The organism is Afipia massiliensis (assembly GCF_014203115.1).
Classification (GTDB): Bacteria; Pseudomonadota; Alphaproteobacteria; order Rhizobiales; family Xanthobacteraceae; genus Afipia; species Afipia massiliensis.
The window spans coordinates 752,881-778,981 of sequence record NZ_JACHIJ010000002.1 but is presented as its reverse complement, the minus strand read 5'-3'; the positions used below and the strand labels follow the sequence as shown (position 1 = coordinate 778,981).

Sequence of the window (26,101 nt, the reverse complement as noted above, 5' to 3'; positions counted from 1 at the left end):
TGGCCGTCGTAGTCTGGCGTAGAATGACCTAGCAACGGCGAAATGGCTGAAATCGCTGCGTGCGTGCGCAGTGGATTGAGGGGACAACGCGCAACGGCATACGATGACGGGATGCGTGATGCGTGGAAGACACGGCGAAGTTTGAGGAGAACTACTTCAGCGCGGCATTCAGAAGATTGGCGAGCCGCACGGCCGCGAGAGCGGCTTGCTTGCGCGCAACCGCGCGCGCATTCGTCTCATAGTCGCGCGTGAGCAGAACGGACGTTTTGTCGAGCCCGATCGGCGGCGCATACACGAATTGCTTCGCAATCTCCGCGCTCTCTTGAATCCAGGCATCCGGATCGGAGATCTGCGCCGACGTCTCGTTCACGGCGACGCTCCCAAGCCCGTCCTTGTTGTCCGCGTCGAACACAGCACCGAAGGAAGATGTATAGCCGCCGAACATGCGGTCCCAATAGGCATGAAGAATGACGGTTTCGCCCGTCGCGGGGATCACGGACTCCGCGTTGCCGCCTGAATCTCCCTTCGGGATGGATTGGGTAAACCGCGAGACGGCATGAAGCGGCTGATGGGCGTCGCCGACAAGATGCAGAATCCAGGCAAGGTCATACGAGCGCACATCGTCGGAGGCGTTGGACGATGCTGGCAAGGCGGCAATCATCAGCTTGAGCTGGGTGACGAGATCGACGGGATCGGACGCTGGCCACGACGTTCCGTCGGGTGAGAAGTTGACGTCCTTGTAGTGCCAATAGGCATGCTGATAGTGGTCGGAATAGCCGATGTTCTGTCCGGCGGTCGGACTCGTGACGGCGTCGCGGGCGTATCCGTAAGGTTTGGTCTTGATGTCGTCGGCCCAGGTCGCCGCATGAATGAAGGCGTAGAGTTTCGCCGTCTTCTCGTCAGGCGCACCGGCAGTCCACTTTGGATAATCCGTGTTGAGCTTCAGCAGCGCGTCCGCCTTGTCCTTCACGGTGTCATCCAGTTTTTTGTAGGCGAGGTAGGCGATCTGCATGTGGCCGGCGTCCCACCAGGCGGCAGCGGGAGACGAGGCCACGGCTACGCAGACGGAAACAATGACGATCCGAATAAGCCAACGCATCGTCCTGCCTCTTCCATGTTGGGTGCGAGACGCAAACTCTATTCCAAGAATGATGCAGAATTCGGACAGCACTCGGGCGGAGAGATTGCGCGTCAGCGGAAGTCTCTCGGGTTGGGCTTGCGCCAGTTCTTCAGCGGCTTCAGTTCCGGCAGGTTCGCCGGGCGTTCGGGATAGTGAAACTCCTCGCCCACGAGCCAGCGACCTTCGAACCTGTCCCAGAACAGGATGGCATCCATCTGTTGTGCGAATTCATGGACGCGCCAGGCTCCGCCATTGTGAATGATCTCGCCGGTCGGATTGAATGGCAGACTGTTGAGACGGCAGAGTGCGTCGATCTCGCCCCAGTGGGTGCGAAGATAAGCGTCCTCCAGCGCGACATGATAGGGGCGGCTCGGCTTCTACCGGTATCCGCCGCCGCCGCGCTGAAAGAATCCGCGACGCTGCTTCAGGAATTCGGGCAGGCGCGCGATCGCATTCGCAATCCGCCGCGCCTCGTCAAAGCTCAGTCCAAGTGCGCCCAGATGGTAACACGACGAAGCCTCGCGATGATGGATCCATGCGACCTTCGTTCCGTTGGCGTCGGTGACCACGAATGTCTCGGCGTTTTCCTCTTCAACCCGCCAGGGCGGCGTAAACCGGCGTTTTTCGTTGCTTGACTCCATGAGAACAAAATAAGAACATAGGCCAAGCAAAGTCAATCAGGAACTCGAAATGTCAGAGGTGGCGGAAGCCGATTCCATGTCGGAATCGGAACGGCTCGACCTGGCCGTGGATCAGGCAATTGCGGCGCATGATGGCGATCCGCGACGCACGGTCCGGAGCCTGCTTCTGGTGCAGTGGCAGCTGGAGGCGAAGGTCTCGCAAGGCTTCATCAGGGGCGTCCGATACGGCCGCTTTCATTGTTACAACGGCTAGGTACTCGCGCCCGGCACCTTCCAACCCGATCTTAACGGTTAAGCGGGTATTGATTGTGATCGACAAACGACGTCATCGACAGCGCGATGTGGGAACGGTCATGGCCGAGACGCAAATCGAATGGACCGACGCCACCTGGAATCCGGTTGCTGGCTGCTCCATTGTCAGCGCCGGCTGCACCAACTGCTACGCCATGGAAATGGCGCGGCGCCTTCAGGCAATGAATGTCCCGAAATATAAGAGACTGACGCGCCGTAGTGGAAAACGAACCGTCTGGAACGGCGTGGTCCGCGAAGACAAGGCGGCCCTGGACATTCCGCTGCGCTGGAAGAAGCCGCGGAAAATCTTTGTCAACTCGATGTCTGACCTGTTTCACGACCGGGTGACCGACGCCTTCATCCTGAAAGTGTGGGCCGTCATGCGTGCCACACCCCATCATCATTATCAGATCCTGACCAAGCGTCCGGAGCGGATGGGAGCGCTGGTCCGCTCCAAGATCGGCGAAGTCCTGCCCAACGTGTGGCTCGGTACCAGCGTCGAGAATGCCGCCGTCACTGGCCGTATCGATCATTTGCGTACTGTCCCGGCGGCGATCCGTTTTATCTCATTTGAGCCGCTGATCGGCCCGGTGGGGGCGGTCGATCTCCGCGAGATCCATTGGGCCATCGTCGGCGGAGAGAGCGGAAGATCGGCCCGCCCGATCCGCGAGGAATGGATCGATGAAATCTTCGACCGGTGTGCGATGCACAACACCGCGTTCTTCTTCAAGCAGTGGGGGACATGGGGGAAAGACAACAAGCGCCGTTCCAAAAAGGCCAATGGGCGCGTATATCGCGATCAGGTCTGGGACGAAATGCCGAAGGCTTCGCTCGCGCTCTGAGAATGACGCCTCTGGATAGCAGGATTCATTCGGGGGCGAATGTCGAAAAAGCCGTATTTATGGGTTACGGGCGCGGTTCTTGAGGAGCACTCAAGACGCAAGCATAAGGTCATCGCCGAATACGTCGCGCGCTATCTGGCTGTGCGCTGCCAGCTTCCCCAGCAGTCCCGGTTTCGTCTTGCCATTGTCGATGGTTTTGCGGGCGGCGGCCGATACAAGTGCGGCAGCCCTGGGTCGCCGCTGATCTTCATCAACGAGCTTCGTGTCGCGACGGAGCAATTCAACATCAAGCGCCAGGCAGAGGGGATGTCGCCGCTCGACATCGAATGCCTGCTCATCCTGAACGACTTCGACAAAGAGACTGTCGAGTTGCTGAGAACGAATGCTGCTCCGCTGATTGCCGGAATCAAGGAGAGCGTGCCAAAGCTCCATCTTCGCATCGAGTACCGAAATCAGAAGTTCGACGAACTCTATCCCGAGGTGAAGCAGTTGCTGGAACGCGGTGGCTATCACAACGTCCTCTTCAACCTGGACCAGTGCGGAACAGGCAGTGTTGAAATCAACACAATCAGCGACATCGTCGCGTCGTTCACATCGGTTGAAATCTTCTACACGTTCGGCATTCAGACGCTGCTGACGTTTTTGCATCAGACGGATCGGGCCGCACTGGCCAGGCAACTCGCACCGTTTGGCGTCAGTCCGGATGATCTGTCGCAGCTCGATGGTCTGATGACCAAGGACGCCTGGCTTGGCGCAGCGGAACGCCTCGTGTTCGAGTCGTTTCGGCGTTGCGCGAACTATGTCAGTCCGTTTTCCATCCACAATCCTGACGGATGGCGCTATTGGCTCATCCACTTCGCAAATTCAGTTCGCGCGCGTCAGGAATACAACAATATCCTGCATCAAAACAGCAGCGCCCAGGCCCATTTCGGCCGATCCGGTTTGCACATGCTGTCCTACGACCCAAGTGAAGCCGACAGCATGCTTTATGTGTTCGATGAAGCGGGACGGGCGGAAGCGAAAAAGCAGCTTCACGATGATATTCCGCGGCTTATCACAAATTACGGCGATGCGCTTCTGGTTGGCGACTTTTACGCCAGCATCTACAACGCGACCCCGGCTCACATGCTCGATATCAATTCAGCGATCATCGAGAACCCGGATCTGGAGGTTATCACCGAACAAGGTGGCGGGGAGCGGCGCAAGGCCAACACGATCAGGACCAGCGACATCCTGCGCTTGAAACAGCAGCGCAGCTTCTTTCCCATCTTCTTTGATGATCAAAGCAAGAAAGGGAAGAAGTGACCCGTGCCATCGCGATCGCATGACGATTGGTACCTGAATGAATGACAATCGAAATACGCTTGCCCTTATCGCAGCTGCGGCGGTGCTGGCGCTTGTCTTGGGGTTTTCTTATGGCGCAACCTTCAATGGCGGGTGCGAGCAAATCAAGGACGCTCCGTTCGGCTGCATCGAATGGTGGTTTTCCCGATATCAGACACTGTTGGCGATGTTTGGCGCGATTTTCGTTGCTTGGCTTAGCGTTCAGCCTGTTCTGAAGCAGCTCAAGCTGTCCTCGGTGCAGACCGCCGTCGCCTTGCAGCAGGTTCACGCAGACCGTGAAAAACGGCTGGAGAATTGGCTCAAGCCAGAATTGGCCGCGCTCGAAAAACTGTCCGAAGACCTGGCGCGTGGCTATTATGAACGTGAGGATGACCATGGGGTGCTTCCTCACTGGGTATGGGATATGAACCAAACGGTCGACAGCACCCGCGATCGTTTAATTCGACGGCAGGACAGAAACTTCGGGCCTGCCGAGATAACAGGCGCCCGTCAAAACCTCATCGACATCCTCGGGCGGCTCAGCAAGTGCATGTCGGACTACAATGGGTCAGTCTATGCGGACGACCCGGAGTACGATCTCTCCGACGACGACCGGGCGAAGATCGACGCAGCCGAGGACGCGGCGCAGAAGGATCTGCCGATTAGGATTGATGAAACGTCCGTAGCTATCAATAAATTCGGCGAGGTTGTGGCAAAGGACCTCCGAGAGTTACGTATGAGGCGCCGGTTCTACGATCAGATGCTGGCGAGCGCTGATCTTTCCAGGCCGGAGGTGGAATAAGCGCGCTGGGACGTTCGGCTTTTGGCTGCAAGACGCATGCAGGGTCGTCGCTCGAGGTGTGAACATAACCACCACATCGAACAAATATCTATTTTAACAAGGTGGATGGTTAGCCAGACACGCGTTTGAGATATCGGCGCCCAGCTCCTGTGTCCGGGACAGCGTCGACCAGACGGTCAAACAAACCGGCGTCGCTGGTTAAGCGTCGAAAACTTCGCGGATCGAGGTCGGCGCTCACATAGGCTCGCGCCACGGCGAGGCGAAGCCTGCGACACGTGTCCCATTGGTCCCACCAATATAGATTCGGCAGGAAGCGGGACAGGGCATCGAACGCATCATAAGGTAGCCGGGACGACCAGATATCGGCATGGACGCTCTCGAACGCCACCTCGAACAAAGGCTCGCAGCCTGGACTCGGTCGGGCCAAGGCCAATGCGAGGAGATAACTCAGTAGTCGCTGCCGTGCCGGGCCACGAACGTCGTCTTGGGCCCGACGCAGTGTTTCAGCCCAGACGGCAGGTGAGGCCCGCAAACCCGACGTCACGTTCGATCCAAGCCATCCGACGAGGACGCCAAGCTCAGTCGTCGTTGCAACCCGATTCAGGATGTGGGCCGCCAGGTCCGGGCTGCGCTGCCGTACAGCGTCCGGCCAAACGTGCGGCAGCAGTGGTTTCGAGTGAGCCTGCTCGGCAACCAACGCCCCGAAAACCTGGTTCTCCGTCACTGAGAGAAACCGATCGGTAAAAGTCGCGGCCACATCGGCATTGTCAACACACAGAAGACGACCGAGGACTTTGCTGGCCAAATCTTCGCTGTCCGGTAACACGGTCAATAGGTCGAGGAGTTCGTCTGCAGGAAGAGTCCCGAGATCCGCGCTATCGAGCAAGGCCGGATTCTCCATAACCACGCGCTTGCGAACGACGGAATGATCGCGAGACAAGCCGATGAAGCTTGCCGGCTCCGCGGTCGCTGCGAGTGGTTTGAGTATCTTCTCAAAAGTTGCTTCGTCGCTGTTGGCGGCGCTTTCGGCCAAACCCAGCACGTCCGCGGCGCGGGCTGGCCACGAATCCACAAGCGCAGCAAAGGTCGCCTCAGGCACTGCAGGAAGCGCCTTCAAATCCGGATGCTCGACGACGTAGCGAAGGGCGTCGACGGCGCTGGCTGGCGGGAGAAGAGAATAGGGGCTCCGGCCGCAGGAAAGAAAATCATCCTTGAGCAGCTTGCCGTCGTCAGGCTCCGGCAGCACCTCGGCGACGAGGCCAAGTGTTCGGTCAAATGTTCTTGCGTCAAATGCCGGCACCCGGGTCGTCAAGAAGAGTTGGGCAAGAAACCGATACTTCTCGCGGCCACGCCGCATGTCCGAGCCGTAGCGCCACAAGAACCGCCGATATGGTGTGACCTCGAGTGCGGTCAGATCGTCGACAGCCGCGTCTTCCCAGTCCGCGCGCGCGTCAGCGCTGCTGGTCCGCGCGGGAGGTGATGAAGCCAAGGCGTCACGCGTGATCCGCAGATCAAAACGCGCAGCCGATGGTTCATTGGCAGGTCCGGCGGTTCGGAATGAAAAAGCTCGCCTCAGCCGCGGCCATTGCTGGGACCACGCGGCAAAAACAGCCGCGTCCAGCGGTTCACCCTGATCCATAACCACGCCACTTGCGCCCGGCGCGTAGAGCGCCCGGACCACGCTCAGGCCATTTTGGATTGAGAAAGGCGTCCTGACCGATGGTTCTGTTGGATCAATGGCGAGAGGCCCCGCATAGGATGAGTAGTTCGGCGAGACGCTGGGGCGAGTCAAAACAGAATTGAGAACGCCCAGATCGGGAAACCGGGCCATGTCCGCAAGAGCTATCAAGATCACATGGGTCCAGACGCATCCAGGGCGCGGCATTTCCGGTGCCGGCCAGGTCCGCATCAGCGCATAGACCTTGGCGGCTGATAGCGGCAGCCCGGTCCAATAGCTGTCGAACTGGCTTCCACTCAGCCCGGGGACCAGGTCGCTATGCTGCAACAACAGTGCTGCAGCATCATCCGGTAACTTATGCGAAGTCGACAGAAGACGATGCCCGTTGTCGTACCCGAACAAGCATTGGTGAAGCCTCACCGACGTATGGGGCTCAACCGCCAACTTCTTGATCTCCTGTCAGCCACAACAGTGGCGCCGTAATATCGTGGGCATCAGCTTCCGGACCGACGCACTCGATTCGGTGGCTTGGAGTCTGCTGTAACAGCGTGGTGCGTTGTGCGCCCGTCACATCGCCGCCCTGGGCGGAAACGCCGTAGACCCGCACATCGAAGCTCTCGGGATTGTTGAGAAGAAACTGATGCAGCAACGGAAGCTCGCGCTTCAGCCATTGTTCCGGCGATGGCTTTGGCTCCATGACGACATCCCAGGCCGATACGACCACTACCAAACGACGCTGACGTCGCGCAAAAGGTGGCCGGAGCAGGAACTGTAGCAAATCAACCAACCGCACCTGCTCTGGTACGACGTCGGCAGTCCAATCCTTCTCGATCGGCGTCTCACCTTGCTCGCCGGAATCCGCAAGGGCGGGCTGTATGTCCGCGAGAGTCAGGCCGTCGTTTGGACGGTTTGCGTTGACAAACAGGAGGATCCCGCCAGCGTCGGAAAATCCCTGGACATAGTCCGGCGTGCAGGTTCGCGTCGCGAACTGCTGCTTGAACGACTCCCCTGACAGATCTGGAAACCGCAAGATGACCTTTGTCCCGTTCGCGGGGACATGGCTGTGAATGACGATTTGCTTTTCGTCCTGCATCGAGGTCCGTGGCACTTCCTCGCAGCGGCGCCATGCCTCCACGATTCTGTTCAGGTACTCGTTGTCGCCAACAAGTTTGTCGAGAACGAGCTTGGTCTGGACCTCACCGGCGTCAAGCACATGCCACAGCGCTGCGAGATAAGTGGTCTTACCCGACCCTGGAAGGCCCAAAATCGAATGATACTGGTCATTCATGGCAGAAGTTCCATCGGTGTCCGATCCAGCAGCCGATCGAACTCGCTCTGCAAGACGATCGGACGCGGAACGTACCGCGCGCTGCGGGACTGCGGCGTCGTCCAGTCCTGGAGGAGGGCTTCGAGGCCGTGAGCGGGCGCAAGTCCACCGGTTGGATCACGCGCGGCAATGTCGTGAAAGGACAGGGAATGTAGCCTGGTGCCAAAGTCTGCCGTCAATCTCTGACAAAATGCGGAAATGCTGTCCCGGCAGGTTTGTGCCTCGCCACTCGCCGATATCAGATCGACCTTGGTCGTGACGATCTGCACGATGGAGGTGTCATCGATGGCTCCGTTATCGAGAAGAACGCGCAAGGTTTGACGAACGGAGTGCAAAGCGCCGTGACGTTCAACCGGATCTGCGACACGGCCTCCGTCAAGCAACAAGACAACCCTGTTAGCCTGGGCGATTTCCGGCAGGTTCTTGACCTCGGCCGCATTGTCTCGGGCCTTGCGGTATGTCTCCCCGGATCGATCCGACAGCAGAAGGTCTGTGCGTTTGCCGGGATCGCCGCTTGCGACCACGGCGAAGTGGAAATACCGCAGCCCATCCTGGAGCGAGGTATGCGCGGTCTCCGGGCTCAGCCGCCCGGAATCCACGCGGGCATGGTGCGAACGGCGCTCCAGCGCCACGAGGCTGCGACTTCCCGCAAAGCCCGATCCTGCGAAATCGCCTCTCAGAAACCTGTCGTAGAGAGCGGAGATGAGTGTGGTCTTGCCGCTGTGGCTGTCGCCGATGATGCAAACAAAGGTGCCATCCCGCCAACGCAGAAATTGATCGACGTCATCGGGCGTCAAGGCATCGCCCGCGGGAAGCTGGATGCGCTCGGCGGTAATGGCGGCGCTCTCCGTGGAATCGAGCTCGCCGTCATAGTCTTCGCTCGATTCAACGGCGTGAGTGCCGTAGTTGGGGCAAGACGCAAGCGGGTCGTGCCCGTCGGCGCATTTTCCGGTCGCTGCGACCTGACAGTCGGTTTTTCGACACGCTGTTTGCTGTACGCTGTCCGCCATGGTCGTGACTCATGCCAAATCGCGCAGGAGCAACCGCTCACGGTACACTTGAACGGCAATATCTAACGGCGAAAACTGAGATCCCGCCGCAAGTCCGGTTGCCCGGGCGTAGGCCGCATGCCAGGCCTGACCGGCGCCAATTTCTTTGGCCTTCGGGAACGCGCTCAAAACAGGGCATATTTCGGAGACGTTGCCGAGTTCTTCCCCAAGATCCAAAAGATCGAGTTGATCCTGAGGAAAGGCGTCGACGACGTCGCGAATGGCGATCTTCGACGCCATGTCTTTGTTCGTCGCGGCAAGCGTTCTTTGCAAGATCGCGGCCGTTGCTGCCGGACCGGTCGCCGAACGGCTCATGTCCGCCATGTCGATGCCGGCGAGCACGGCGGCGACGCCGGGGGTGAACTCAGAGAACGGCTTATCGAGCAATCGGCTCCATCCACCAACATGCCACCACAGCATCTCCACCTCTTCGCGGAGCCTCTGCACTTCCGCGGAGAGAGAAACCGTGACCCCGAACACCTGATTGGTGAGGGACTTGGTATTCGCCGTCGCCTCGTCACTCACCTGCTTCAGGAGATTCGAGGCCTTCCCGATTTCGGGCGCCTGGAGAAGAGCGTCAATCTCAGCCGGCAGCTTGCTCGCTGCAGGGAGCTTGATCTTTTTTGGGTCTGTTGGCGCCTGGTTGCTGGCCGCAACCGCCTTATCCCGAAGCACGAACTTCATCGCGTCGATCAGGTCCTGCCGAACCTTTGGCTCGCGCAGGCCGCCCGCGGCGGTCGTCAGTATGGCCAACGCCGCAAAGACCTTGCCGTCGCTGGCTGCTGACTCCAGCAAGCCGGCCGCCAGAACAGCGGCCTCCCTCGCGTTATCGATCAAGGAAAAGGACGTATCGGTCTCGCCGAAGGCGTCACGAAACCAATCCGTGCCGCCGGGGACGGGGAGGCCGAAATACAGACGCACAAGGTTGATCGCGGTGGCCGGATCAATAGCCTTGCGCAGTTTGTCGAATGGCTCCTGCCGCGTCTTGAGGATTTCAGGACCGACCGACAGGCCTGCCGCCCGATAATTGTCCGCAAAATTGAATTCAGTCACGTTGCTCCCCCCATTTTCCCAGCGATGTCAGCGACCCTTCGCGGCCACCTCTTTGATTTCACGGTCCAGGTCGCCGACAAGCCCGCGATCACGCGCGCGCACGAACACGCGCCTGAACCGCTCAAAGTCCGGCTGGTTAGCATCTTCCTCTTCAAGAAGATTGAGCTTGCCGGCGATTGCCGATTTCTGACTCAGCGTGAGTTTGAAAAATCGAACGCTGATATCCCGCAACGTGTCCATCGGATCGCTCCTTGCGGCTTCGGGTTTGATCGGCTCATCTGCCGCGACAGCGACAGATGGCGCAGTTGGCGCGGCGGGCGCTTGGCTCGGTTGAGGCGACGTCCAGGCGTCCAGCCGAATGCTCTGGCCAAAAAAGTCAGAGCCGCGATGAGTCTTCGCACGAAATTCGCCAGGCCTTTGCTGCCAGACCCTGACGTGCGAGCGAATGTTCAGCTTGCGCTCACCGTCCTGACCATCCACGCTGAGCTCGATCAGATTATATCCCGGCTCCCAACCTGGTTCGGTCCGGTCGGGATGGGCCGCGCTGGCTGCGATACGGACCCAGTCTTGTCCCATCTCGATGCGATTGGTGTGCTCATGTCCGAACAAGTGGATCCTGGCGACGTCGTTCAAAAAGTCGCGCAACACGTCTCCCTGTCGCAACCAGTTATAAGGATGGTGGCACATGACAAGGTGCTCGACGCCGCGCTCACGGATCAATTGTGTGCAAGCAGGGTCCACGAAGAGATCCCCGGCCTTGTCGGCGGCACTTGACACGAATGCCGAATTAAAGCCTGACACGCGCAGAATAGAGCCATCGTTTAACACAAGATCGCGATGCGCGATGGTGCGTTCGGGTGGTAACAGGTCGCAAAAGAATTGGCCTGCAAAGGTGTTATACGGTCCGATTGACTCGTATAACAATCGTAATGTTTCCGGGTCGCTGAGGAGGCCGCGAAGCACTCCATCCAACGCCGCCACACTCGCGCTCTTGATGTCGTGGTGTAGTGCTTGGATCAGGCGTCGTCCTGCGATGTTCCGAACAACGTCATGATTGCCGGGGATCGTGAACACCGCAGACAGCGTTGTTCCACACTGTGTGCAGAGTTTGTCGAGCCAATCCAACGCATAGGCGTACTCGTCGACGTCGCCGCCAAAGGCGATATCGCCGGACACCAGAACCGCCTCCGGCGTCGCTCCGATTTTTTGACATTGCGCCACCGCGTCCAGCAAGAGCTCGTTGCGCAAATGCGCGTTCGGGTCCATGGCGGTGCCAACTTCGCCCTTGCGAAAGTGAATATCCGACAGGTGAAGCAGAAGCACTGATCCACTCCCTATCGCAGCGACTGCGAAGTCAATCGCGGAGAGGGTGGAGCATCAGAGCAGGCAGACTTTTCGCCAGCAATCGCGATCCATAAAATCATCTTGCGTCATCCATGACCTGAAAGATTCAAGAAATATCGGGTATGCCGCAATTCGCCTGTTCTGGTCAGCGCGCCGCTCTCGACCAGATCCTGCAAATCGCGCGTCGCGGTTGCCCGCGAAGTCTTGCTGATATTGATGTAATTTTCGGCGCTAAGGCCACCCTTAAATCCGTCGATGCCTTCCCGGAATATGCGCACGATGACCTTCGATTGGCGTCCGTTGAACCGGTCGCGGAATTTTTCGTAGAATTTCGCCTTGGCGACATAAAATTCCACGCGCTTGAGCGTGTTGTCCTGCGCCTCAAGGATCATATTGGCGAAATAACTCATCCAGCCATCAATCGTCAGCTCTTTGTTATTTTCCTCCAATGCTTGATAGTAGTCGTTGCGCTTGCGTTCGATCGTGTACGCGATCGCGATGAGGCTCGGCTGGCCAAGGCTCTGCGCCAGCGATTTTTCGGCGAGCGCCCGGGCAATCCGCCCGTTGCCGTCTTCGAATGGATGGATGCACACGAAATAGAGATGCGTCAGTGCTGCTCGCGTCAGTGCGGGGAGGGCTTTTCCGCCCCCAGGGCTGGTGTCGTTGAACCACTGAACAAAGCGCTTCATCTCTTCCGGCACACGCGCGGAAGGAGGGGCCTCGAAATGGACTTTTCGTTTGTGGATCGGTCCGGACACCACCTGCATCGGCTCCGGATGGGTTCTATAGCCACCGATGACCTTGATCTCACCATCCCCCGCGAGCAGGGAGGCATGCCAGTCGAACATGGTCTGGTCTGTGAGAGGGACAGCAAAGCTATGGTATAAGCCTGCCATCATCTTTGAGATGCCGCGTTCTGCGGGTTTGACGCCCGGTTTCTCTGCACCGAGCCCAAACTGGGCGCGCAGTGACGACTGCACGCTATCCCGGTTGAGGATCTCTCCCTCGATCTCCGAGGTCTTGACCGCTTCCTCACTGATCAGTTCGATCTTGAGGCTTTCCTGATCGTCGGCGCTGACATGCTTATAGGCGCCGATGAACTGGCCGGATTGCAGCAGAAAGCGTTGTTCCAAAGCCTCCAGGGGCTTGGAATCGAACACAAAGTTCGGCCAGTTCGGATTTTCCCAGTTCCAGGTCATGAGCTATAGAAATTCCATCTATAGCTCACATCTAGCACAATTATGAGCTATAGCAAGCCGATCCTATAGCTCATCCTGGAACCCGGGCTTCCAAGGTGGGTGCTGGCGGCTGGGTTGATAGTCGGGTGCCATTCGGTTATATATCAACCTCGGTATCAACCCTAAGAATGGGCGCCAGCTCGATGAACACCGAGCACGAAACACCAGAAATCCAGCCACAGGCGATGGAACTCGATCCGGTCGTACGAGCGATTGCGGAAGCGCGCGCTCGGGATGCCGGAAAGACTCTATCGGAGTACCTCTCCGAGATATTGTTAGCCCCTGCTGTGGGACATACAGGGCCTCTAGTGCCGTTGCTCATTCCGTCTGCTTCCCGCTTTGCGCGGTCGCATGTCGGACTGCCTTGGGCGGTGACAGCGGCAGCAGGGGGCTCGCCCTTTGCTTCCGGCCCGGTCGAGGGGGGATTGATGGCCGTAACGCACGAAATCAGAGAGCGAGATCCAGCTCCCTTTGCTCCACGGCTGTTTCCGGAGATTGGCGGCAGTCCGGCGCTCAACCTTGTATTCGTCTTCAACTACCGGATTCAGAGTGCCGCGCTTTTGATGAGTGCGGCATTTCATGAGGCGGCTGTCGACGACTTTGATTTTGTCAGCCTGCGATCGTCATTCAACCATCGCCGCCAAGCCAAATCCACTTGGTATCGCAGCATCGTTCACAATGTCCTGGATTGCTCCAACCAGCTACGAAATGCCCTGATGCACCACTGGACGCCAACGCCACGCGCCGAACGGTTGGCGATCGATGCGTTCGTGGTTCTTAGTGATTTGACGCCGGCAGGTACGGAGCTTCTTCGTCTCTGCCGTTATGACCGGCCGCGAGCATTTTCTGAACTCGCCAAACATATCGACTTGGCCACGAACCAGTTCCGCCTTTCCGCCGATTTGTTGGCGGAAGTTGAGGGCGCGACACGAACGCCAGAATTATCTGACAAGGAACGGTTCTCCGTGATCAGTCGCTCAGTCTTGCGGCATGCTGGCGGCAGTCTGTCACTCACCGAAGCGGCAAAATTGCTTGGCGTGACCCGGCAGGCGCTTCACAAGCGAGTCAAGCTTGGGACAGCGCTCGGGCTCATGGAGGGCTCCGAGCTGACCTTGCCGAAATTCCAGTTCGTTGGCGAAGGAAAGAAGACAAAAATTGTCGAAGGACTTGGTCCGATCGTCAAGCTTTTCGACACCGCGAAAGCCGGACGTTGGTCGGCGCTGCAGTTCCTGACCGAGCGAGATCCAAACTTGGGCAGTACGCCGAGCCAGGCGCTCCAGGATGGCAGAGCCCGCGAAGCTCTGGATGCTGCCATCGCATACCTCGATGCAGGCGAGGTATGAATCTTGCCGCTGCCGTTCGCGCCCACGGCCCGCTTTCCTGCCGGACTGCTCCCTGAACGACTGGATGCGGGAGAAGTCATCGTGCGGGTCCATCGTGAGAAGCAGGGACCAATCTTCTTCGGCCCACCAGCAGGTAGTCCGCCGCAAAACCGCTTTGACGCGCCGAACGGAGAGTACCAGGTTCTGTACGCAGCGGAGCGGCTTGAAGGAGCGTTTGTAGAGACGGTGCTGCGGCGGCCAGCCCACCGCATCGTGAAGCGGTCATTCATTGAGGAGCGCATGTGGTCGCCGCTACGGCTCAATCGCCCCATCGTCCTGGCTAAAATCATGGACGAGGGTTTGCTGTTTCACGGAGTCGACGCGTCCGTGAGTGCAAATGATGACTATGGGCCGTCCCAAACACTGGCGCTGCAACTCTATCAGGATTTCCCTGAACTCGATGGGTTGGCCTATCGTTCCCGCCACAACAACGGTGAGATTTGCTACGCAATATTCGACCGGGTTCTTCCAACCGACCTAATTCAACTGGCGGGTCAACACTTCAGAGATCATCGCAAGCGTACCGACGAACTTGTGCGCCTCCACGGCGCTGTGCTTGACACGAGTCCCGATGTGTAGAGTATCGCCGCATCCAAATATCTGCGCTACATTTTGGGATACGCAGTGGGATACACGTCGATCGGGTTGATCTAAATTCGCTTGTTACTTCAATTACATGCGAATTAGTTTAAGGCGCTTCACCCGCTCCAAACTTCCCTGAAAATTGATACTCGCCGCGATCCGCGAGACCGCCTCACGAATCGTCGAGCTTGTTGAGGTCGCGCACCGACTGCATGATCGGCTCGAAATTCGATCGCGCGTCCAGCGCGTCGAACAGTTGGGCCGTATCTGACAATAGCGCGTGGGAGCGCTGAATCGCGATCCTCACGTCATCATGCGGCGTATCCGACAGGCGGCCGTGCCCGGACAGCAGGATTTTCGAGTCCAGCCCCTTCAAGCGCTCCAGCGACTGGATGTAGTCGCTGATGCTTCCCGACCCGAACACGCCGCCCATCACGCCGCCGGGCATCAACGTGTCGGCGGCGAACAGCAGCCCCTTGTCCTGATCGAACAGGCTGATGCACGCGGAGGTATGGCCCGGCGTATACATCACATTCAGCCTGAAGTTGCCGAGATCGATCAGGTTGCCTTCCTCAAGCCAGATGTCGACGTCGATCGGCATATTCGGCTCATTGAACATTTTGCGCAGCATCGAGAAGTCGTCGCGCAGCATGATCTTGTTCGCGGCCAGGCGATGCGCGGCGATGATCGTCTTCCCGGTGAAGTGGTAGGCCGCGCCGATATGGTCGAGATGCTCATGGCTGAGGATGACCATGTCGATGTCGGAAGGCTTTACGCCGAGATGCGCAAGGCATTCCAGCAGATGCGGAAAGTTCGAGGACAGGCCGACATCGATCATGATGGTCCGCTTGCTGCCGCGCACCAGATAGGCATTGGCGGCGCGGTTCTTGAACCGGATCTGATAGACGTCCTCGGCGGCCTGAATCAGCGAACAGACATCGTCGTTGCGAAGAATGGGAAAGGGTGAGGGCTTGCGGTCGCTCATGGCGTTGCGGCCTTGAAGGTGATCGCGTTCGAGGCCCGCAATCGCTTGCTGAGGGCATCCATGATCATCAGCGCGAAGGCCGGCTGCTGGCTGACGAGGTAGACGAAGCGGGCGTGATTGATCCGCATCACCTTCGTGCCGGACACGGCGGCAACCGCCGTTGCCGAGCGCGACGAGCCGTCGATGACAGCCATCTCGCCGAAGAACTCACCTTTGCCGAGGCTGACGATCACCGCTCGGCCTGCGCCCGTATCCTTGACGATGTCGATCTTGCCTTCGAGCACCACAAACAGCTCGCGCCCGGTCGATCCCTCCTCGAAAACGACTTCGGAGGCATCGTACTCGTTGATACATTTTTCGATTGTCATGGAACGCTCACAGCCTCTCGCCGCCGGTTCTGCCTAGATACTAGGCTGGAATTCGGCCGACGCAATCAGTCGCCTGCGGCAATCTTCCGGACGATCTTGAAAAAGGCCGTCATCGCGGGCGAGGGCGTGCGGTGACGCTGGGTGATGAGCCCGAATTCGATATCGATCGGGGTCGGGTTCATCACCAGGTGGGCTAGTTCGCCGCGGCGCCAATAGGGCTCAAGCAGCGGGATCGGCGCCCAGCTGATCGCATCGCTGGCGATCACAGCTCCACGCATTGCCGCAAAGCTCTCGACCCAGATTCGGGGGACGAAGCCGCCGGACTTCGGGACGGTCAGCGCACGATTGTCACCGGCGCTGTCCATGACGTCAGACGAGTAGTGCGACGGCCGAGGGCCGGCCAGTGGATAATCAGCGAGATCCATTTCTCCGATCACGCCGCGTTGCAGCAGCGGATGACCGGGTCGGCAGAACAACGCCACGTTGACGGTGATCAGCTTTTCGAAGGCGAGGTCATCGAGCCCTCGCACTTCGACGCGGTCGCCGATCGCGATGTCCGCGGTACCGTTGAGAACTTCCTTCACGGCGCGGCGGCTTTCGCTGGAGCGCAGGCGGCAACGGACATTCGGAAATTCCATGGCGAGCCGTCCGAGCGCCTGAGGCACCCAAAGCTCCGATGGAAACGTGCCTGCGACGACCGTGAGTTCACCGACCTCGAGCCCCTTCGCCAGTCGTATCTCGCGGGTGAGGTTGTCCATGCTGCGCGCGACCGGCTGACCCCACTCCAGCAGGATCTTGCCAAACATTGTTGGCTCGGGAACGCCCGTCCCGCGGTCGAACAGCCGGACGTCCAGTTCGGTCTCCAGCGCCTGGAGCGCGCGCGTCAGGGCGGATTGGGTGATGCCCAGCGCTTCCGCTGCCCGCCCGAAATGGCGGTGGCGTTCAAGCTCCGTGACGATCTCGATGTGTCTCAGAGTAATCACGATGCATATTTCTCATTAATATTTGAATTCCATGAATTTGACACATCAAGCGACGCTTTGCCATCCATTTGATGGGGCGATGACGCGATTCGCGTCGCGTCGATTTGCTTCGGTCGTTTTTGCGTGACCAGGAATCGGGGGCTTACTTTGCTGTCAGGTTGTCGTCTGGGTGTTCGCCCGTTTTCGCTCGCGCGCCGCGCGTTTTTTGGAATAGCCAGCATTGGCATCCTGTTTTGTGGGAGCGGTGAAGCCCGGGCCTCGGCAGGTTGCGACAGCGTGAATGCTGGAACATGGAACGTCACGCAAACTGATGGGCCGGCATTCTCCCAGAAAACGGTCACAGGCTTTGAGGTCGGCGACAAGATCACGTTCACCGTCACCGGCGTCAATGCGACGCTTGCGGCAAGCGCACAGTGGTGGATCACGTCGGTCTCGGTTCCCGGAACGCTGCTTGATCAATACGGCATCTACTCCAGTGGTACGGTGGTTCGCACCTATACGGTGACCGGCAACGGCGGCGACACTTCACTCAGGCAAACCTTCCGGTTTCAGGTTCAGAATATCGGGCAAACCATCAGCGTGACGGCCGCCTGCTTGCCGATCTACAGTGGCCCTACCAACAGCCAGAAACTGCGGGCGGTGCAGGTGCAGGGCTCGACGATGGTGGCTCAGGCCTCCGGTGCGGCGCTCACCGGTGCGGTTGATGGCGCGATCGGCGATGCCTTTGCCAATGGCGGCAGGCCGGTCACGTTCGGAGCGAACGGAATGTCGTTCAACTTCGCGGCTGAACCGGATGCGGGTGTCGGCACGCGATCCGATGTGACACGCCGCGCCGATGATGCTTTCGCAGCGCTGGCCTATGCCGGTGGTCCCACCAAGGCGCCGCGCGTGCCGACGCTTGAGCGGCAATGGAGCTTGTGGGCCGATATTCGCGGCACCGGCTGGGATCGCAACAATGCTGCCGGCGATCTTCGCGGTACGCAGATCAATGCCACCGCCGGTATCGGTTACAAGCTTCGCCCCGACGTTCTGGTCGGCGTGTTCGCCGGCTTCGAGAACTTCAGTTACGACTTCGTTTCGCTCGCGGGCAATCTCAAAGGCAGCGGCGGCACCGTTGGCGGCTACGCTGCATGGCGGATCACCCCGATGCTGCGCTGGGATGCCATAGCGGGCTGGTCGGGCCTTTCGTACGACGGCGTGGCCGGCACCGCGAGCGGCAGCTTCAACGGCTCGCGATGGATCGCGTCCACCGGGCTGACCGGCAACACCCGCGTCGCAGCTTTCGTCTTCGAGCCGTCTGCCAAAATCTACGCGTTGTGGGAGCACCAGGGCGCGTGGACCGACAGCCTCAAGGCGTCGCAGGCGTCTCGCGACTTCGCCACCGGCCGCATCTCGGCGGGCGGTCGCGTCATCGCGCCGTGGCAGGTGTCGGCCACGACGACGCTGTCACCTTATCTTGGCTTCTATGGTGACTGGCGCTTCGCGACGGACAATGCACTGCCGGTGGGTGTGCCGTTCATCGGCATCAGCGACGGCTGGTCCGGCCGTGTCACCGGCGGCGTCAATGTCGCCATGGCTGGTGGCGGATCGTTTGCGCTCGGCGGCGAATACGGCGGCATCGGTGCGAACTACGGCGTGTGGACCGCGAACGCGCGGGCCAACTGGCCGTTCTGACTTATCTGCGACAAGGCTTGAGGTTGCCTCGCATCAGCTTCCTGCTTCTGGTGGATAACAAAGAAGGCGCGGAGCGATCCGCGCCTTCGATGTTTTTTGCAGCGAAGGCTGGTTGCGCCGCTCGTTGGTTTTACGTTGCCGGACGTGCGGACTCTACGGAAGTCACGTCTGCTTCTGTGGCTGCTTCAGGATAGCGGCCGAGAGACAGGAACAAGGCTGCGGGGATCAATTGCAGCGCGGCCAGCAAGAACAGCGGCACCACGGCGCCGCCGTAGGCAGCTGATAGCTGCGCGAATGCAACTGGCCCGATCGCCGCGCCGATGAAGAATGCGAACAGAAACCAGCCAAATGTCTTCGAGACAGCGCGTGTGCCGAAGTAGCGGCTGGCGAGATAGGGCATAAGGTCCGTTTCGCCGCCGACCGCGATACCGCCAATCGCGGCCGCGACGAAGATCAGCGCCGGTGCCGTCGCTGTTGCATAGAGTCCGAAACAGGCCGCGGCGAGCGTGACCGTCAGGATGCCGACGACCGGGGCCTGCAGCTTGTCCAGCAGATAGCCGAACCCGATGCGCCCAAGCAGAACGGAGAGGCCCGACACGGCTTGTATCATCGCCACGTCGGCGAGGGGCATGCCCGCGGTCTCGGTCAGAATGAAGGCGATGTTGGCTGCGATCGCGTAAAGCGACAGGCCCATGATCGCGAAGCAGCCAGCGAGTTTCCAGAACGTCGCGGTGCGGACGATGGCGCGGACGTCCATGCCAGCGGCTTCGCGCTGCGCGCCAGGTGTTGTTTCGGTCGGTTGAGTGCCGTCCTGCTGCAGATCACCGGGTGCCGGACTATCCTTCACGAGGAGAGCGACAAGAGGCAGGCAGACGAGCAGTTCGACAGCAGCCAGTGAGAGCAGGGCGGCCGACCATCCGGACTGCGCGATGATTTTCTGCGCCAGGATGGGAATGAGGAACGAGCCGACGGCCTGCGCGCTGGCGGCAAGCCCCAGAGCCAGTCCCCGCCTGCGATCGAACCAGAGGGCAATGGCCCTCGCATAGGACACCACGTTGGTGCCGGCACTGACCAGACTGACCAGCGCAAAGGCGAGATACATCTCGGTCAGCGAATTTACGATCTGGCTCAAGAGAATGAGCGAGATCGCGAAGAGCGCGATGCTGCCCGTCGCAACCTTGCGGGACCCCCACCGGTCGAGCATCCACCCGCAAACCGGATACATCGCCGTCTGGACAAGCAGGAAAATCGTGGCGGCTTTGGCAAGCTCGGGTTGGGTCCAGCCAAACTGGCGTGCCCAAGCGCTGGCGAGGAGGGCAAAGCCCGCACCCATGAAAACGAGTGAACCGAAGGAAATTCCGATCCCCGATCCGATAACAACTTTCCATCCCGCATGGGATGTTGGCGCCGCCATAGTGATTCTTGCCTCAACCCTGAACTTAAGTGACGCTTTAGGGAAAGAGGCGGCTAGCGCAAGGTCCGCTTGTCGGTGGAGCCTGCGGCGATCCCACGCGGAGGCCGGCGTCCGATTTTCGCGGTCACGCCGGCTTCATGTTCGACATCACCATGGTGGCGACCTCAGTGTAGGTATTCACCAGCGGCCCGACGACCTTGTGCATCGCGTTCTTCGACACCAGCGTGTCGTGCATCACCAGATGGTCGATGCCGGTGGTCAGAAAGCAGATCACGGCGTCGCGCGGCGTCTCGATGATCGGCTCGCCCTTGACGTTGAATGACGTGTTGATCAGCACAGGCACACCGGTGAGGGCGTCGAATTCCTTCAGCAGCCGGTAAAGCGTCGGATTGGTTTCCTCTCGCACCGTCTGCACCCGCGCGGTGCCGTCGACATGCACGATCGCGGGAATTTTATCGCGCCATTCGGGACGGACATTCTTGGCGATCAGCATGAAGGGCGAGTCTTCCTCGCCCTCAAAGATTTCCTTCGCGCGCTCATGGAGCACGATGGGCGCGAACGGCCGGAACGGCTGGCGATGCTTGACGCGGCTGTTCAGGATGTCCTTCATTTCGGGCTTTCGCGGATCGGCCAGCAGGCTGCGATTGCCCAAGGCACGCGGGCCGAACTCGGACCGGTCCTGAAACCAGCCGATCACCTTCTGATCGGCGAGCAGTTTCGCGGTATCTTTCGCGATGTCGTTGCTTTTGGTTTGCGTGGTCTGGATACGAACCAAGAACTTGCTGGTTGAGTCGGCGACTTCCTGATCGGAGTAGCGCTTGCCGACATAGGAATGGTCCATCACAAAACTGCGGCGCTGCTTGAGGATTTCCACCCAGCCGTAATAGGCGCAGCCAATCGCGATGCCGTCGTCACCGGCCGCCGGCTGAATCCAGACGTTCTCGAAACCGGATTCTCGCGCGACGCGGCCGTTGGCGACGCAGTTCAGTGCGACACCGCCTGCGATGCAGAGATTTTTCGCGTCCGTGGTCTCACGCAGCCATGCCGCGCGGGCGAGAAGCACCTTCTCGGTGTCGTCCTGAACGCGCCAGGCGAGATCTTCCCAGTGCTTCATCAGCGGGCTGGTCTCCCACTTCTGGTCGCTGTCCATGATGTAGGGTTTGTTCAGTTCGGACGTCCAGCGCGGGACGGTGAGCGTGTTGTCCTTGATCTGCATCAGCGACGGGACGTTGCCGTGACGTCCGTAAGGCGCAAGTCCCATCAGTTCGCCGCACTTGTTCCAGTCGCCGAAGATGTAGGTGGAGGCGCGGCTGTAGAGTGCGCCGAGGCCGGGCATGTTGTAGAACTCGTCGCTGAGAAATCCGCGATCGGGCTCCATCCAGACCTTCTTGAGGCATTCGAGCTTCGAGCCCGAGAATTTATAGTAGCTCTCCGACTCGCGCGCCAAGGGCGTGGCGGCGTCGCTTTCGGGAAACGCTTCGTTGACGTCGGAGCGATAGCTGCCGACGCCATCGACGATCATCACGACGCCTTCCTCGAAAGGGGAGACGGCGAAGGCGCTGTAGGCGTGCGCGAGGTGATGCGAGATCGACACCACCTTGTCGGATCGCGACAGGAAGTGGGGATGGCTCTTGGCGTCCGCCCGTTCATATTCGGGCAGGAAGCCCGGCAGATCCTGGTACAGCAGCCGGTCTTCCATTTCAGGCACAGGCAGGATGTAGCAATTGCGGACCACCAGATCGACGTCGTCGAGCGTGATCCCTTCGGCGTCCAAGCAGTAATCGATGACTTCCTTGTAGAAGCCAGTGGCGTGCTTCTCGCGGGTGATGCGCTCCTTCGCGATTGCATAAGCGATCTCGCCATCCCGCAGCAGACAGGCGCTCACGTCGTGGTCGTAGGTGTTGAGGCCGAGAACGTAAGTATGTTTTTTGGGCATGGACCAACTTTCGGAGCGGCGGGCTTAAACGTTTAGTGGTGGGAATGGTTCGGAAGGTTCAACCGTGTCTCGCACTTGCGAAGATTTTCGTTCAGCATGATGAACACCCGTTCAGCATGGGTATGGCAGTATCGAGATTAGCATGAACAGATTGTGATGCTTTCTAAGTAAACGCCAACGCGATCGGGCCGAGGTTGCTTGACCCATGGGGCAGGTTGACCCTAGTCTGTTACCGGATGAATCGTGCGGTAGTCTTGTTTTTGACTATCTATTTTCCGAACGTGCCTGAACGGGACGCAGGCTCGCGGGTTTAATACGCGGAAGTGCTCCACTGCGTTTCCGGAATTGGAGGTGCCCTTTATGACTCAGATCAAGACGCGTTCGAACTTCTTGAAGCGTGCCCTTGCGGCTGCGGCCTTGGTGTTGGTCTATTCGATCAGCTTCGTAGGCACATCGTTTGTCGTCGCGACATCGACTTCGACTTCCGCGGAAGCGCGTGGCCGCGGTCGGGGTGGTGGCCGTGGGCGCGGCGTTGGTCGCGGCCGTGGTCGAGGCGGCGGTTGGGCTCGTGGCCGTGGTCGCGGTCGTGGCTACTATCGCGGCCGTGGCCGTGGTTATGGCTTCATTGCTCCGGGCTGCTACTGGAGCCCGCGCTGGGGCCGGACGATCTGCCCGTACTAAGAGTTACGCGCTCGCGTAAAGCGAGTTTGCAAACGAATACGAGGTGCGCCGGTTCTCCGTCGCACCTCGTTTCGTTTTTATGACGTGTTTGGATTCTGATCTTGAACCGGATCACCGTCAGGATTTACGAGAACCTGACGCACGCACCGCAAGCGGAGTCGCGGCATCGGTGCCGCCCCCGAGCGCAGCCCGCGCTGTGGACACAATCCGCCGGATGATGTCGTCGGTGTCGTTGAGATCGCACAATCCGCCTGACAGCTTCTTCAGCCGCTCGCTGTCCGTCACGGTTTGCCGGATCATCGCCAGCGCGAAATGCAGGCCCCAGTAGATGTCGACTTCGTCGCGATGGGGCAGGGCGAGACGCAATGCCGTCGCAAACCGCTGCAGATGCCGGAACTCGCGATCGACGATCTTCTTGATCGGCGGCACGGTCTCGACCGAGGCGCGGGTCATGAACCTGGCTGCGGCGGAGCGTTGAAGATCGGGGCTGAGGCACCATCGCAACGGCGGACCGACCAGCGCGCGCAGGATCGCATCGACGCTCGGACGGCCGCCGCCCTCCAGCTCCGCAGCCTTCAACTCGGCAAATCGCTCGCGGTTCAGAACGGTGGTGCGGCTGACGAACAGGTCGGCCAGCAGTTCATCCTTGGAGCCGAAATGATAATTCACCGCTGCGAGATTGACGCCGGCGGCGGCCACAATGTCACGCATCGTGACTTCGCCGAAGCTGCGCTCGGCCCAGAGCATTTCTGCGGCGGTGAGAATGGCGTTTTTCGTCTGATCGCTCGACATCGAAGCCAACGGTAAGAGGTGCCATGCAAAAGCGCGAAGGGTGTTCCGCGCTGCGAAACAAAATCATACATTTGTTTGATCGTCACTTGCCATTCAAACAAATGTATGAAATCAACCTAGCAGCAAGATTGCAGCGCGGCAAGACATCCATGCGACGATCAGACAACGTCAACACTGCTGACGTTGATTGTCGGGTAGACAGCCGGTCGCGAGTGTTGCAAGACCGTCGACAACCAACAACAAGAGAGGACCGTTCTATGGATTTCACCATGTCTGCGCGCCAAACCGAATGGCGCAACCGCGTTATCGCGTTCATGGACAAGCACGTTCGCCCTGCCGCTCCGATCTACAAGGAGCAGGACGCCAAGGGTGATCGCTGGAAGGTAATCCCGGTTCTCGAAGATCTGAAGAAGAAGGCCAAAGCCGAAGGCCTCTGGAACATGTTTATGCCGCCAAACGAGCATGAGGACGATGAATTCCGCGGCGCCGGCCTGACCAATCTTGAATATGCGCCGCTCGCAGAGCAGATGGGTCACTTCTACTGGGCGTCCGAAGTGTTCAATTGCTCGGCTCCGGATACCGGCAACATGGAAGTGTTCATGCGCTACGGCTCCAAGGAGCACAAGCGCCAGTGGCTGAAGCCGCTGATGAACGGTGAAATCCGCTCGGCGTTCCTGATGACCGAACCGGCGGTGGCGTCGTCTGACGCGACCAACATCGAAACCAGCATCAAGCGAGATGGCGATCACTACGTCATCAACGGCCGCAAGTGGTGGTCGTCCGGCGCAGGCGATCCGCGCTGCAAGATCGCGATCCTGATGGGCAAGACTGATACGAGCGCCGCGCGCCATCAGCAGCAGTCGCAAATCCTCGTGCCGCTCGACGCGCCCGGCATCACGATCGAAAAGATGCTGCCGGTGTTCGGCTTCGACGATGCACCGCACGGTCATGCGCAGATTCTGCTCGAGAACGTGCGCGTGCCTGCCAGCAACATTTTGCTCGGCGAAGGACGCGGTTTCGAAATCGCGCAGGGCCGTCTCGGTCCGGGCCGCATCCATCACTGCATGCGCACCATTGGCGTCGCCGAGGCCGCGCTCGAGAAGATGGTCAAGCGTTTGTCGTCGCGTACCGCGTTCGGCAAGAAGATCATCGAGCAGTCGGTGTGGGAACAGCGCATCGGCGAAGCGCGCACCAACATCGACATGACCCGTCTGCTCTGCCTCAAGGCGGCGGACATGATGGACAAGGTCGGCAACAAGGCTGCGCAAACCGAAATCGCGATGATCAAGGTTGCGGCGCCGAACATCGCGCTCAAGATCATCGACGACGCCATCCAGGCATTCGGTGCCGCGGGCGTGTCCGACGAAGCCGGTCTGGCGAAATCCTACGCCGGAATCCGCACGCTGCGTCTGGCGGATGGTCCCGACGAAGTTCACAACCGGGCCATTGCGCGGCTTGAGCTTCGGAAGTATTCCAATCAATAACTGAACTAAGAAGATTGGAAGACGGTATGGGTCTCGGTGTGAGAAACGACTCTGACTTCTCCGGTACAATGCCGGTCGAAGAGCGCCATCGTGTTGACGAAGCCAATCTCGCCAAGTGGATGGCCGAACACGTCGAAGGCTACGCGGGACCGTTAACGGTCACGCAGTTCAAGGGTGGTCAGTCGAATCCGACATACCGCCTCGACACACCGAAGACCGCTTACGTGATGCGGCGTAAGCCGTTCGGCAAACTTTTGCCGTCGGCTCACGCCGTGGATCGCGAATTCAAGGTGATCGCGGCCCTGCACGCGCAGGGTTTTCCGGTAGCGCGCGCTTACGCGCTCTGCATGGATGACGCGGTGATCGGCACGGCCTTCTACGTCATGTCGATGGAAGAGGGGCGCGTGTTCTGGAATCCGACGCTTCCGAGTCTTGAGCCCAAGGAACGTCACGCGGTCTTCACGTCGAAGATCGAGACATTGGCGAAGCTGCACAGTTACGATCCGGAGAAGATCGGGCTGGGCGACTTCGGCAAGCCCGGCAATTATTTCGCGCGTCAGGTCGATCGCTGGACCAAGCAGTATCGCGCGTCCGAGACCGATGTGATCCCTGAGATGGATCGCCTGATCGAATGGCTGCCGAAAACCGTGCCGCATCAGGCGCGTGTTTCGGTCGTGCACGGCGACTATCGCCTCGACAACATGATCTTTCACACGGACAAGCCGCAGGTGAAGGCTGTGCTGGACTGGGAGTTGTCCACGCTCGGCGATCCGATGGCCGACTTCGCCTATCTGCTCATGCAGTGGACGATGCCTGGACTCGATGGCGCCGATTTCAAGGCGCTCAACATTCCGACCATGGACGAGGCAGAGGCCATTTATTGCAAGGCGGCGGGCGTTCCTCCGATTGCGGACCTCAACTGGTACTTCTCTTACAACCTGTTCCGGCTCGCCGGCATCGTGCAGGGCATCGCCAAGCGTATTGTGGATGGCACCGCGGCGAATGCGAAAGCGCAGGAATCCGCCTCTCGCCGCATTCCGCTGGCGCAGGCGGCCTGGGCTTATGCCCAGAAGGCCGGCGCAAGCTAAGGTAACAACAACAGCTTCGGTGTG

Annotated in this window: 24 protein-coding genes; 9 read left to right on the top strand and 15 right to left on the bottom strand. The window is 59.5% G+C overall.

Annotated elements, in window-relative coordinates:
- Nucleotides 1-151: 151 nt before the first annotated feature.
- From HNQ36_RS08655 to HNQ36_RS26110, 3 genes are all read right to left on the bottom strand, one after another.
- Entirely contained in the window at nucleotides 152-1,099 is a 948-nt protein-coding gene (locus HNQ36_RS08655) for a S1/P1 nuclease (protein WP_210311952.1), read from the bottom strand.
- 92 nt (nucleotides 1,100-1,191) lie between these two features.
- Nucleotides 1,192-1,335 (bottom strand): hypothetical protein, encoded by a 144-nt coding sequence (locus tag HNQ36_RS26115; RefSeq protein WP_246395317.1) that lies wholly within the window; start codon nucleotides 1,333-1,335, stop codon nucleotides 1,192-1,194.
- Nucleotides 1,336-1,497: 162 nt separating this feature from the next.
- Nucleotides 1,498-1,761, bottom strand: coding sequence for a hypothetical protein (locus tag HNQ36_RS26110; protein ID WP_246395316.1), 264 nt, complete (start codon nucleotides 1,759-1,761; stop codon nucleotides 1,498-1,500).
- Between the two features lie 49 nt (nucleotides 1,762-1,810).
- Between HNQ36_RS26110 and HNQ36_RS25930 the strand changes: the two genes are divergently transcribed.
- The 4 genes from HNQ36_RS25930 to HNQ36_RS08635 all read left to right on the top strand — a co-directional run bounded on the left by HNQ36_RS25930 (nucleotide 1,811) and on the right by HNQ36_RS08635 (nucleotide 5,019).
- Nucleotides 1,811-2,014 (top strand): hypothetical protein, encoded by a 204-nt coding sequence (locus HNQ36_RS25930; protein WP_210311951.1) that lies wholly within the window; start codon nucleotides 1,811-1,813, stop codon nucleotides 2,012-2,014.
- A 100-nt stretch (nucleotides 2,015-2,114) separates the two neighbouring features.
- Nucleotides 2,115-2,894 (top strand): phage Gp37/Gp68 family protein, encoded by a 780-nt coding sequence (locus HNQ36_RS08645; RefSeq protein ID WP_184084139.1) that lies wholly within the window; start codon nucleotides 2,115-2,117, stop codon nucleotides 2,892-2,894.
- 39 nt (nucleotides 2,895-2,933) lie between these two features.
- A complete protein-coding gene (locus HNQ36_RS08640; RefSeq protein WP_184083851.1) occupies nucleotides 2,934-4,199 on the top strand; it encodes a three-Cys-motif partner protein TcmP in 1,266 nt (421 codons plus the stop codon).
- Nucleotides 4,200-4,236: 37 nt separating this feature from the next.
- Entirely contained in the window at nucleotides 4,237-5,019 is a 783-nt protein-coding gene (locus tag HNQ36_RS08635; protein WP_184083849.1) for a hypothetical protein, read from the top strand.
- Between the two features lie 109 nt (nucleotides 5,020-5,128).
- Here the strand turns inward: HNQ36_RS08635 and HNQ36_RS08630 are convergent, their stop codons facing one another.
- From HNQ36_RS08630 to HNQ36_RS08605, 6 genes are all read right to left on the bottom strand, one after another.
- Nucleotides 5,129-7,141 carry a GAP1-N1 domain-containing protein gene (locus HNQ36_RS08630; RefSeq protein ID WP_184083847.1) on the bottom strand — a complete coding sequence of 671 codons (2,013 nt, stop codon included), beginning with the start codon at nucleotides 7,139-7,141 and terminating at the stop codon, nucleotides 5,129-5,131.
- Entirely contained in the window at nucleotides 7,131-7,985 is an 855-nt protein-coding gene (locus tag HNQ36_RS08625; protein ID WP_184083845.1) for a TRAFAC clade GTPase domain-containing protein, read from the bottom strand. The genes HNQ36_RS08630 and HNQ36_RS08625 overlap by 11 nt, the downstream gene beginning before the upstream one ends.
- A complete protein-coding gene (locus HNQ36_RS08620) occupies nucleotides 7,982-9,034 on the bottom strand; it encodes a TRAFAC clade GTPase domain-containing protein (protein WP_184083843.1) in 1,053 nt (350 codons plus the stop codon). The genes HNQ36_RS08625 and HNQ36_RS08620 overlap by 4 nt, the downstream gene beginning before the upstream one ends.
- A 9-nt stretch (nucleotides 9,035-9,043) precedes the next feature.
- Nucleotides 9,044-10,126: a GTPase-associated system all-helical protein GASH gene (locus HNQ36_RS08615; protein ID WP_184083842.1), complete on the bottom strand. Its 1,083-nt coding sequence runs from the start codon at nucleotides 10,124-10,126 to the stop codon at nucleotides 9,044-9,046.
- A 27-nt stretch (nucleotides 10,127-10,153) separates the two neighbouring features.
- A complete protein-coding gene (locus HNQ36_RS08610; protein ID WP_184083840.1) occupies nucleotides 10,154-11,449 on the bottom strand; it encodes a metallophosphoesterase in 1,296 nt (431 codons plus the stop codon).
- Nucleotides 11,450-11,556: 107 nt separating this feature from the next.
- Entirely contained in the window at nucleotides 11,557-12,669 is a 1,113-nt protein-coding gene (locus HNQ36_RS08605; protein ID WP_184083838.1) for a Fic family protein, read from the bottom strand.
- A gap of 182 nt (nucleotides 12,670-12,851) precedes the next feature.
- Between HNQ36_RS08605 and HNQ36_RS26105 the strand changes: the two genes are divergently transcribed.
- Both HNQ36_RS26105 and HNQ36_RS08595 read left to right on the top strand, forming a co-directional pair.
- Nucleotides 12,852-14,051, top strand: coding sequence for a helix-turn-helix domain-containing protein (locus tag HNQ36_RS26105; protein ID WP_246395315.1), 1,200 nt, complete (start codon nucleotides 12,852-12,854; stop codon nucleotides 14,049-14,051).
- A gap of 3 nt (nucleotides 14,052-14,054) precedes the next feature.
- Nucleotides 14,055-14,669 carry an RES family NAD+ phosphorylase gene (locus tag HNQ36_RS08595; RefSeq protein WP_184083836.1) on the top strand — a complete coding sequence of 205 codons (615 nt, stop codon included), beginning with the start codon at nucleotides 14,055-14,057 and terminating at the stop codon, nucleotides 14,667-14,669.
- 175 nt (nucleotides 14,670-14,844) lie between these two features.
- Here the strand turns inward: HNQ36_RS08595 and HNQ36_RS08590 are convergent, their stop codons facing one another.
- The 3 genes from HNQ36_RS08590 to HNQ36_RS08580 form a co-directional block, all read right to left on the bottom strand.
- Entirely contained in the window at nucleotides 14,845-15,657 is an 813-nt protein-coding gene (locus tag HNQ36_RS08590) for an MBL fold metallo-hydrolase (protein ID WP_184083834.1), read from the bottom strand.
- On the bottom strand, nucleotides 15,654-16,025 hold the full coding sequence (locus HNQ36_RS08585; RefSeq protein ID WP_184083832.1) for a Crp/Fnr family transcriptional regulator: 372 nt from the start codon (nucleotides 16,023-16,025) through the stop codon (nucleotides 15,654-15,656). Before HNQ36_RS08585 ends, HNQ36_RS08590 begins: the two co-directional genes overlap by 4 nt.
- A gap of 65 nt (nucleotides 16,026-16,090) precedes the next feature.
- Nucleotides 16,091-17,008, bottom strand: coding sequence for a LysR substrate-binding domain-containing protein (locus HNQ36_RS08580; protein ID WP_184083830.1), 918 nt, complete (start codon nucleotides 17,006-17,008; stop codon nucleotides 16,091-16,093).
- Nucleotides 17,009-17,284: 276 nt separating this feature from the next.
- Here HNQ36_RS08580 and HNQ36_RS08575 point away from each other — a divergent pair, with 276 nt between their 5' ends.
- Complete coding sequence (locus HNQ36_RS08575) at nucleotides 17,285-18,682, top strand: autotransporter domain-containing protein (protein ID WP_184083828.1); 1,398 nt, start codon at nucleotides 17,285-17,287, stop codon at nucleotides 18,680-18,682.
- A gap of 130 nt (nucleotides 18,683-18,812) precedes the next feature.
- Here the strand turns inward: HNQ36_RS08575 and HNQ36_RS08570 are convergent, their stop codons facing one another.
- The 3 genes from HNQ36_RS08570 to HNQ36_RS08560 all read right to left on the bottom strand — a co-directional run bounded on the left by HNQ36_RS08570 (nucleotide 18,813) and on the right by HNQ36_RS08560 (nucleotide 23,505).
- Entirely contained in the window at nucleotides 18,813-20,096 is a 1,284-nt protein-coding gene (locus HNQ36_RS08570) for an MFS transporter (protein WP_184083826.1), read from the bottom strand.
- A gap of 124 nt (nucleotides 20,097-20,220) precedes the next feature.
- Complete coding sequence (locus tag HNQ36_RS08565; protein ID WP_184083824.1) at nucleotides 20,221-22,032, bottom strand: carbamoyltransferase family protein; 1,812 nt, start codon at nucleotides 22,030-22,032, stop codon at nucleotides 20,221-20,223.
- A 798-nt stretch (nucleotides 22,033-22,830) separates the two neighbouring features.
- Entirely contained in the window at nucleotides 22,831-23,505 is a 675-nt protein-coding gene (locus HNQ36_RS08560) for a TetR/AcrR family transcriptional regulator (protein ID WP_184083822.1), read from the bottom strand.
- Nucleotides 23,506-23,762: 257 nt separating this feature from the next.
- Between HNQ36_RS08560 and HNQ36_RS08555 the strand changes: the two genes are divergently transcribed.
- Together HNQ36_RS08555 and HNQ36_RS08550 are read left to right on the top strand one after the other, a co-directional pair.
- Nucleotides 23,763-24,989 carry an acyl-CoA dehydrogenase family protein gene (locus tag HNQ36_RS08555; protein WP_184083820.1) on the top strand — a complete coding sequence of 409 codons (1,227 nt, stop codon included), beginning with the start codon at nucleotides 23,763-23,765 and terminating at the stop codon, nucleotides 24,987-24,989.
- A gap of 26 nt (nucleotides 24,990-25,015) precedes the next feature.
- Nucleotides 25,016-26,077: a phosphotransferase family protein gene (locus HNQ36_RS08550; protein WP_184083818.1), complete on the top strand. Its 1,062-nt coding sequence runs from the start codon at nucleotides 25,016-25,018 to the stop codon at nucleotides 26,075-26,077.
- The last annotated feature ends 24 nt before the right edge of the window (nucleotides 26,078-26,101 follow it).

What these genes read in the sequence shown, in the direction of transcription:
- HNQ36_RS08655 (WP_210311952.1), bottom strand. Translation starts at nt 1,099, where the DNA reads ATGCGTTGGCTTATTCGGATCGTCATTGTTTCCGTCTGCGTAGCCGTG.
- HNQ36_RS26115 (WP_246395317.1), bottom strand. Translation starts at nt 1,335, where the DNA reads ATGGATGCCATCCTGTTCTGGGACAGGTTCGAAGGTCGCTGGCTCGTG.
- HNQ36_RS26110 (WP_246395316.1), bottom strand. Translation starts at nt 1,761, where the DNA reads ATGGAGTCAAGCAACGAAAAACGCCGGTTTACGCCGCCCTGGCGGGTT.
- HNQ36_RS25930 (WP_210311951.1), top strand. Translation starts at nt 1,811, where the DNA reads ATGTCAGAGGTGGCGGAAGCCGATTCCATGTCGGAATCGGAACGGCTC.
- HNQ36_RS08645 (WP_184084139.1), top strand. Translation starts at nt 2,115, where the DNA reads ATGGCCGAGACGCAAATCGAATGGACCGACGCCACCTGGAATCCGGTT.
- HNQ36_RS08640 (WP_184083851.1), top strand. Translation starts at nt 2,934, where the DNA reads ATGTCGAAAAAGCCGTATTTATGGGTTACGGGCGCGGTTCTTGAGGAG.
- HNQ36_RS08635 (WP_184083849.1), top strand. Translation starts at nt 4,237, where the DNA reads ATGAATGACAATCGAAATACGCTTGCCCTTATCGCAGCTGCGGCGGTG.
- HNQ36_RS08625 (WP_184083845.1), bottom strand. Translation starts at nt 7,985, where the DNA reads ATGAATGACCAGTATCATTCGATTTTGGGCCTTCCAGGGTCGGGTAAG.
- HNQ36_RS08620 (WP_184083843.1), bottom strand. Translation starts at nt 9,034, where the DNA reads ATGGCGGACAGCGTACAGCAAACAGCGTGTCGAAAAACCGACTGTCAG.
- HNQ36_RS08605 (WP_184083838.1), bottom strand. Translation starts at nt 12,669, where the DNA reads ATGACCTGGAACTGGGAAAATCCGAACTGGCCGAACTTTGTGTTCGAT.
- HNQ36_RS26105 (WP_246395315.1), top strand. Translation starts at nt 12,852, where the DNA reads ATGAACACCGAGCACGAAACACCAGAAATCCAGCCACAGGCGATGGAA.
- HNQ36_RS08590 (WP_184083834.1), bottom strand. Translation starts at nt 15,657, where the DNA reads ATGAGCGACCGCAAGCCCTCACCCTTTCCCATTCTTCGCAACGACGAT.
- HNQ36_RS08585 (WP_184083832.1), bottom strand. Translation starts at nt 16,025, where the DNA reads ATGACAATCGAAAAATGTATCAACGAGTACGATGCCTCCGAAGTCGTT.
- HNQ36_RS08570 (WP_184083826.1), bottom strand. Translation starts at nt 20,096, where the DNA reads ATGGCGGCGCCAACATCCCATGCGGGATGGAAAGTTGTTATCGGATCG.
- HNQ36_RS08565 (WP_184083824.1), bottom strand. Translation starts at nt 22,032, where the DNA reads ATGCCCAAAAAACATACTTACGTTCTCGGCCTCAACACCTACGACCAC.
- HNQ36_RS08560 (WP_184083822.1), bottom strand. Translation starts at nt 23,505, where the DNA reads ATGTCGAGCGATCAGACGAAAAACGCCATTCTCACCGCCGCAGAAATG.
- HNQ36_RS08555 (WP_184083820.1), top strand. Translation starts at nt 23,763, where the DNA reads ATGGATTTCACCATGTCTGCGCGCCAAACCGAATGGCGCAACCGCGTT.
- HNQ36_RS08550 (WP_184083818.1), top strand. Translation starts at nt 25,016, where the DNA reads ATGGGTCTCGGTGTGAGAAACGACTCTGACTTCTCCGGTACAATGCCG.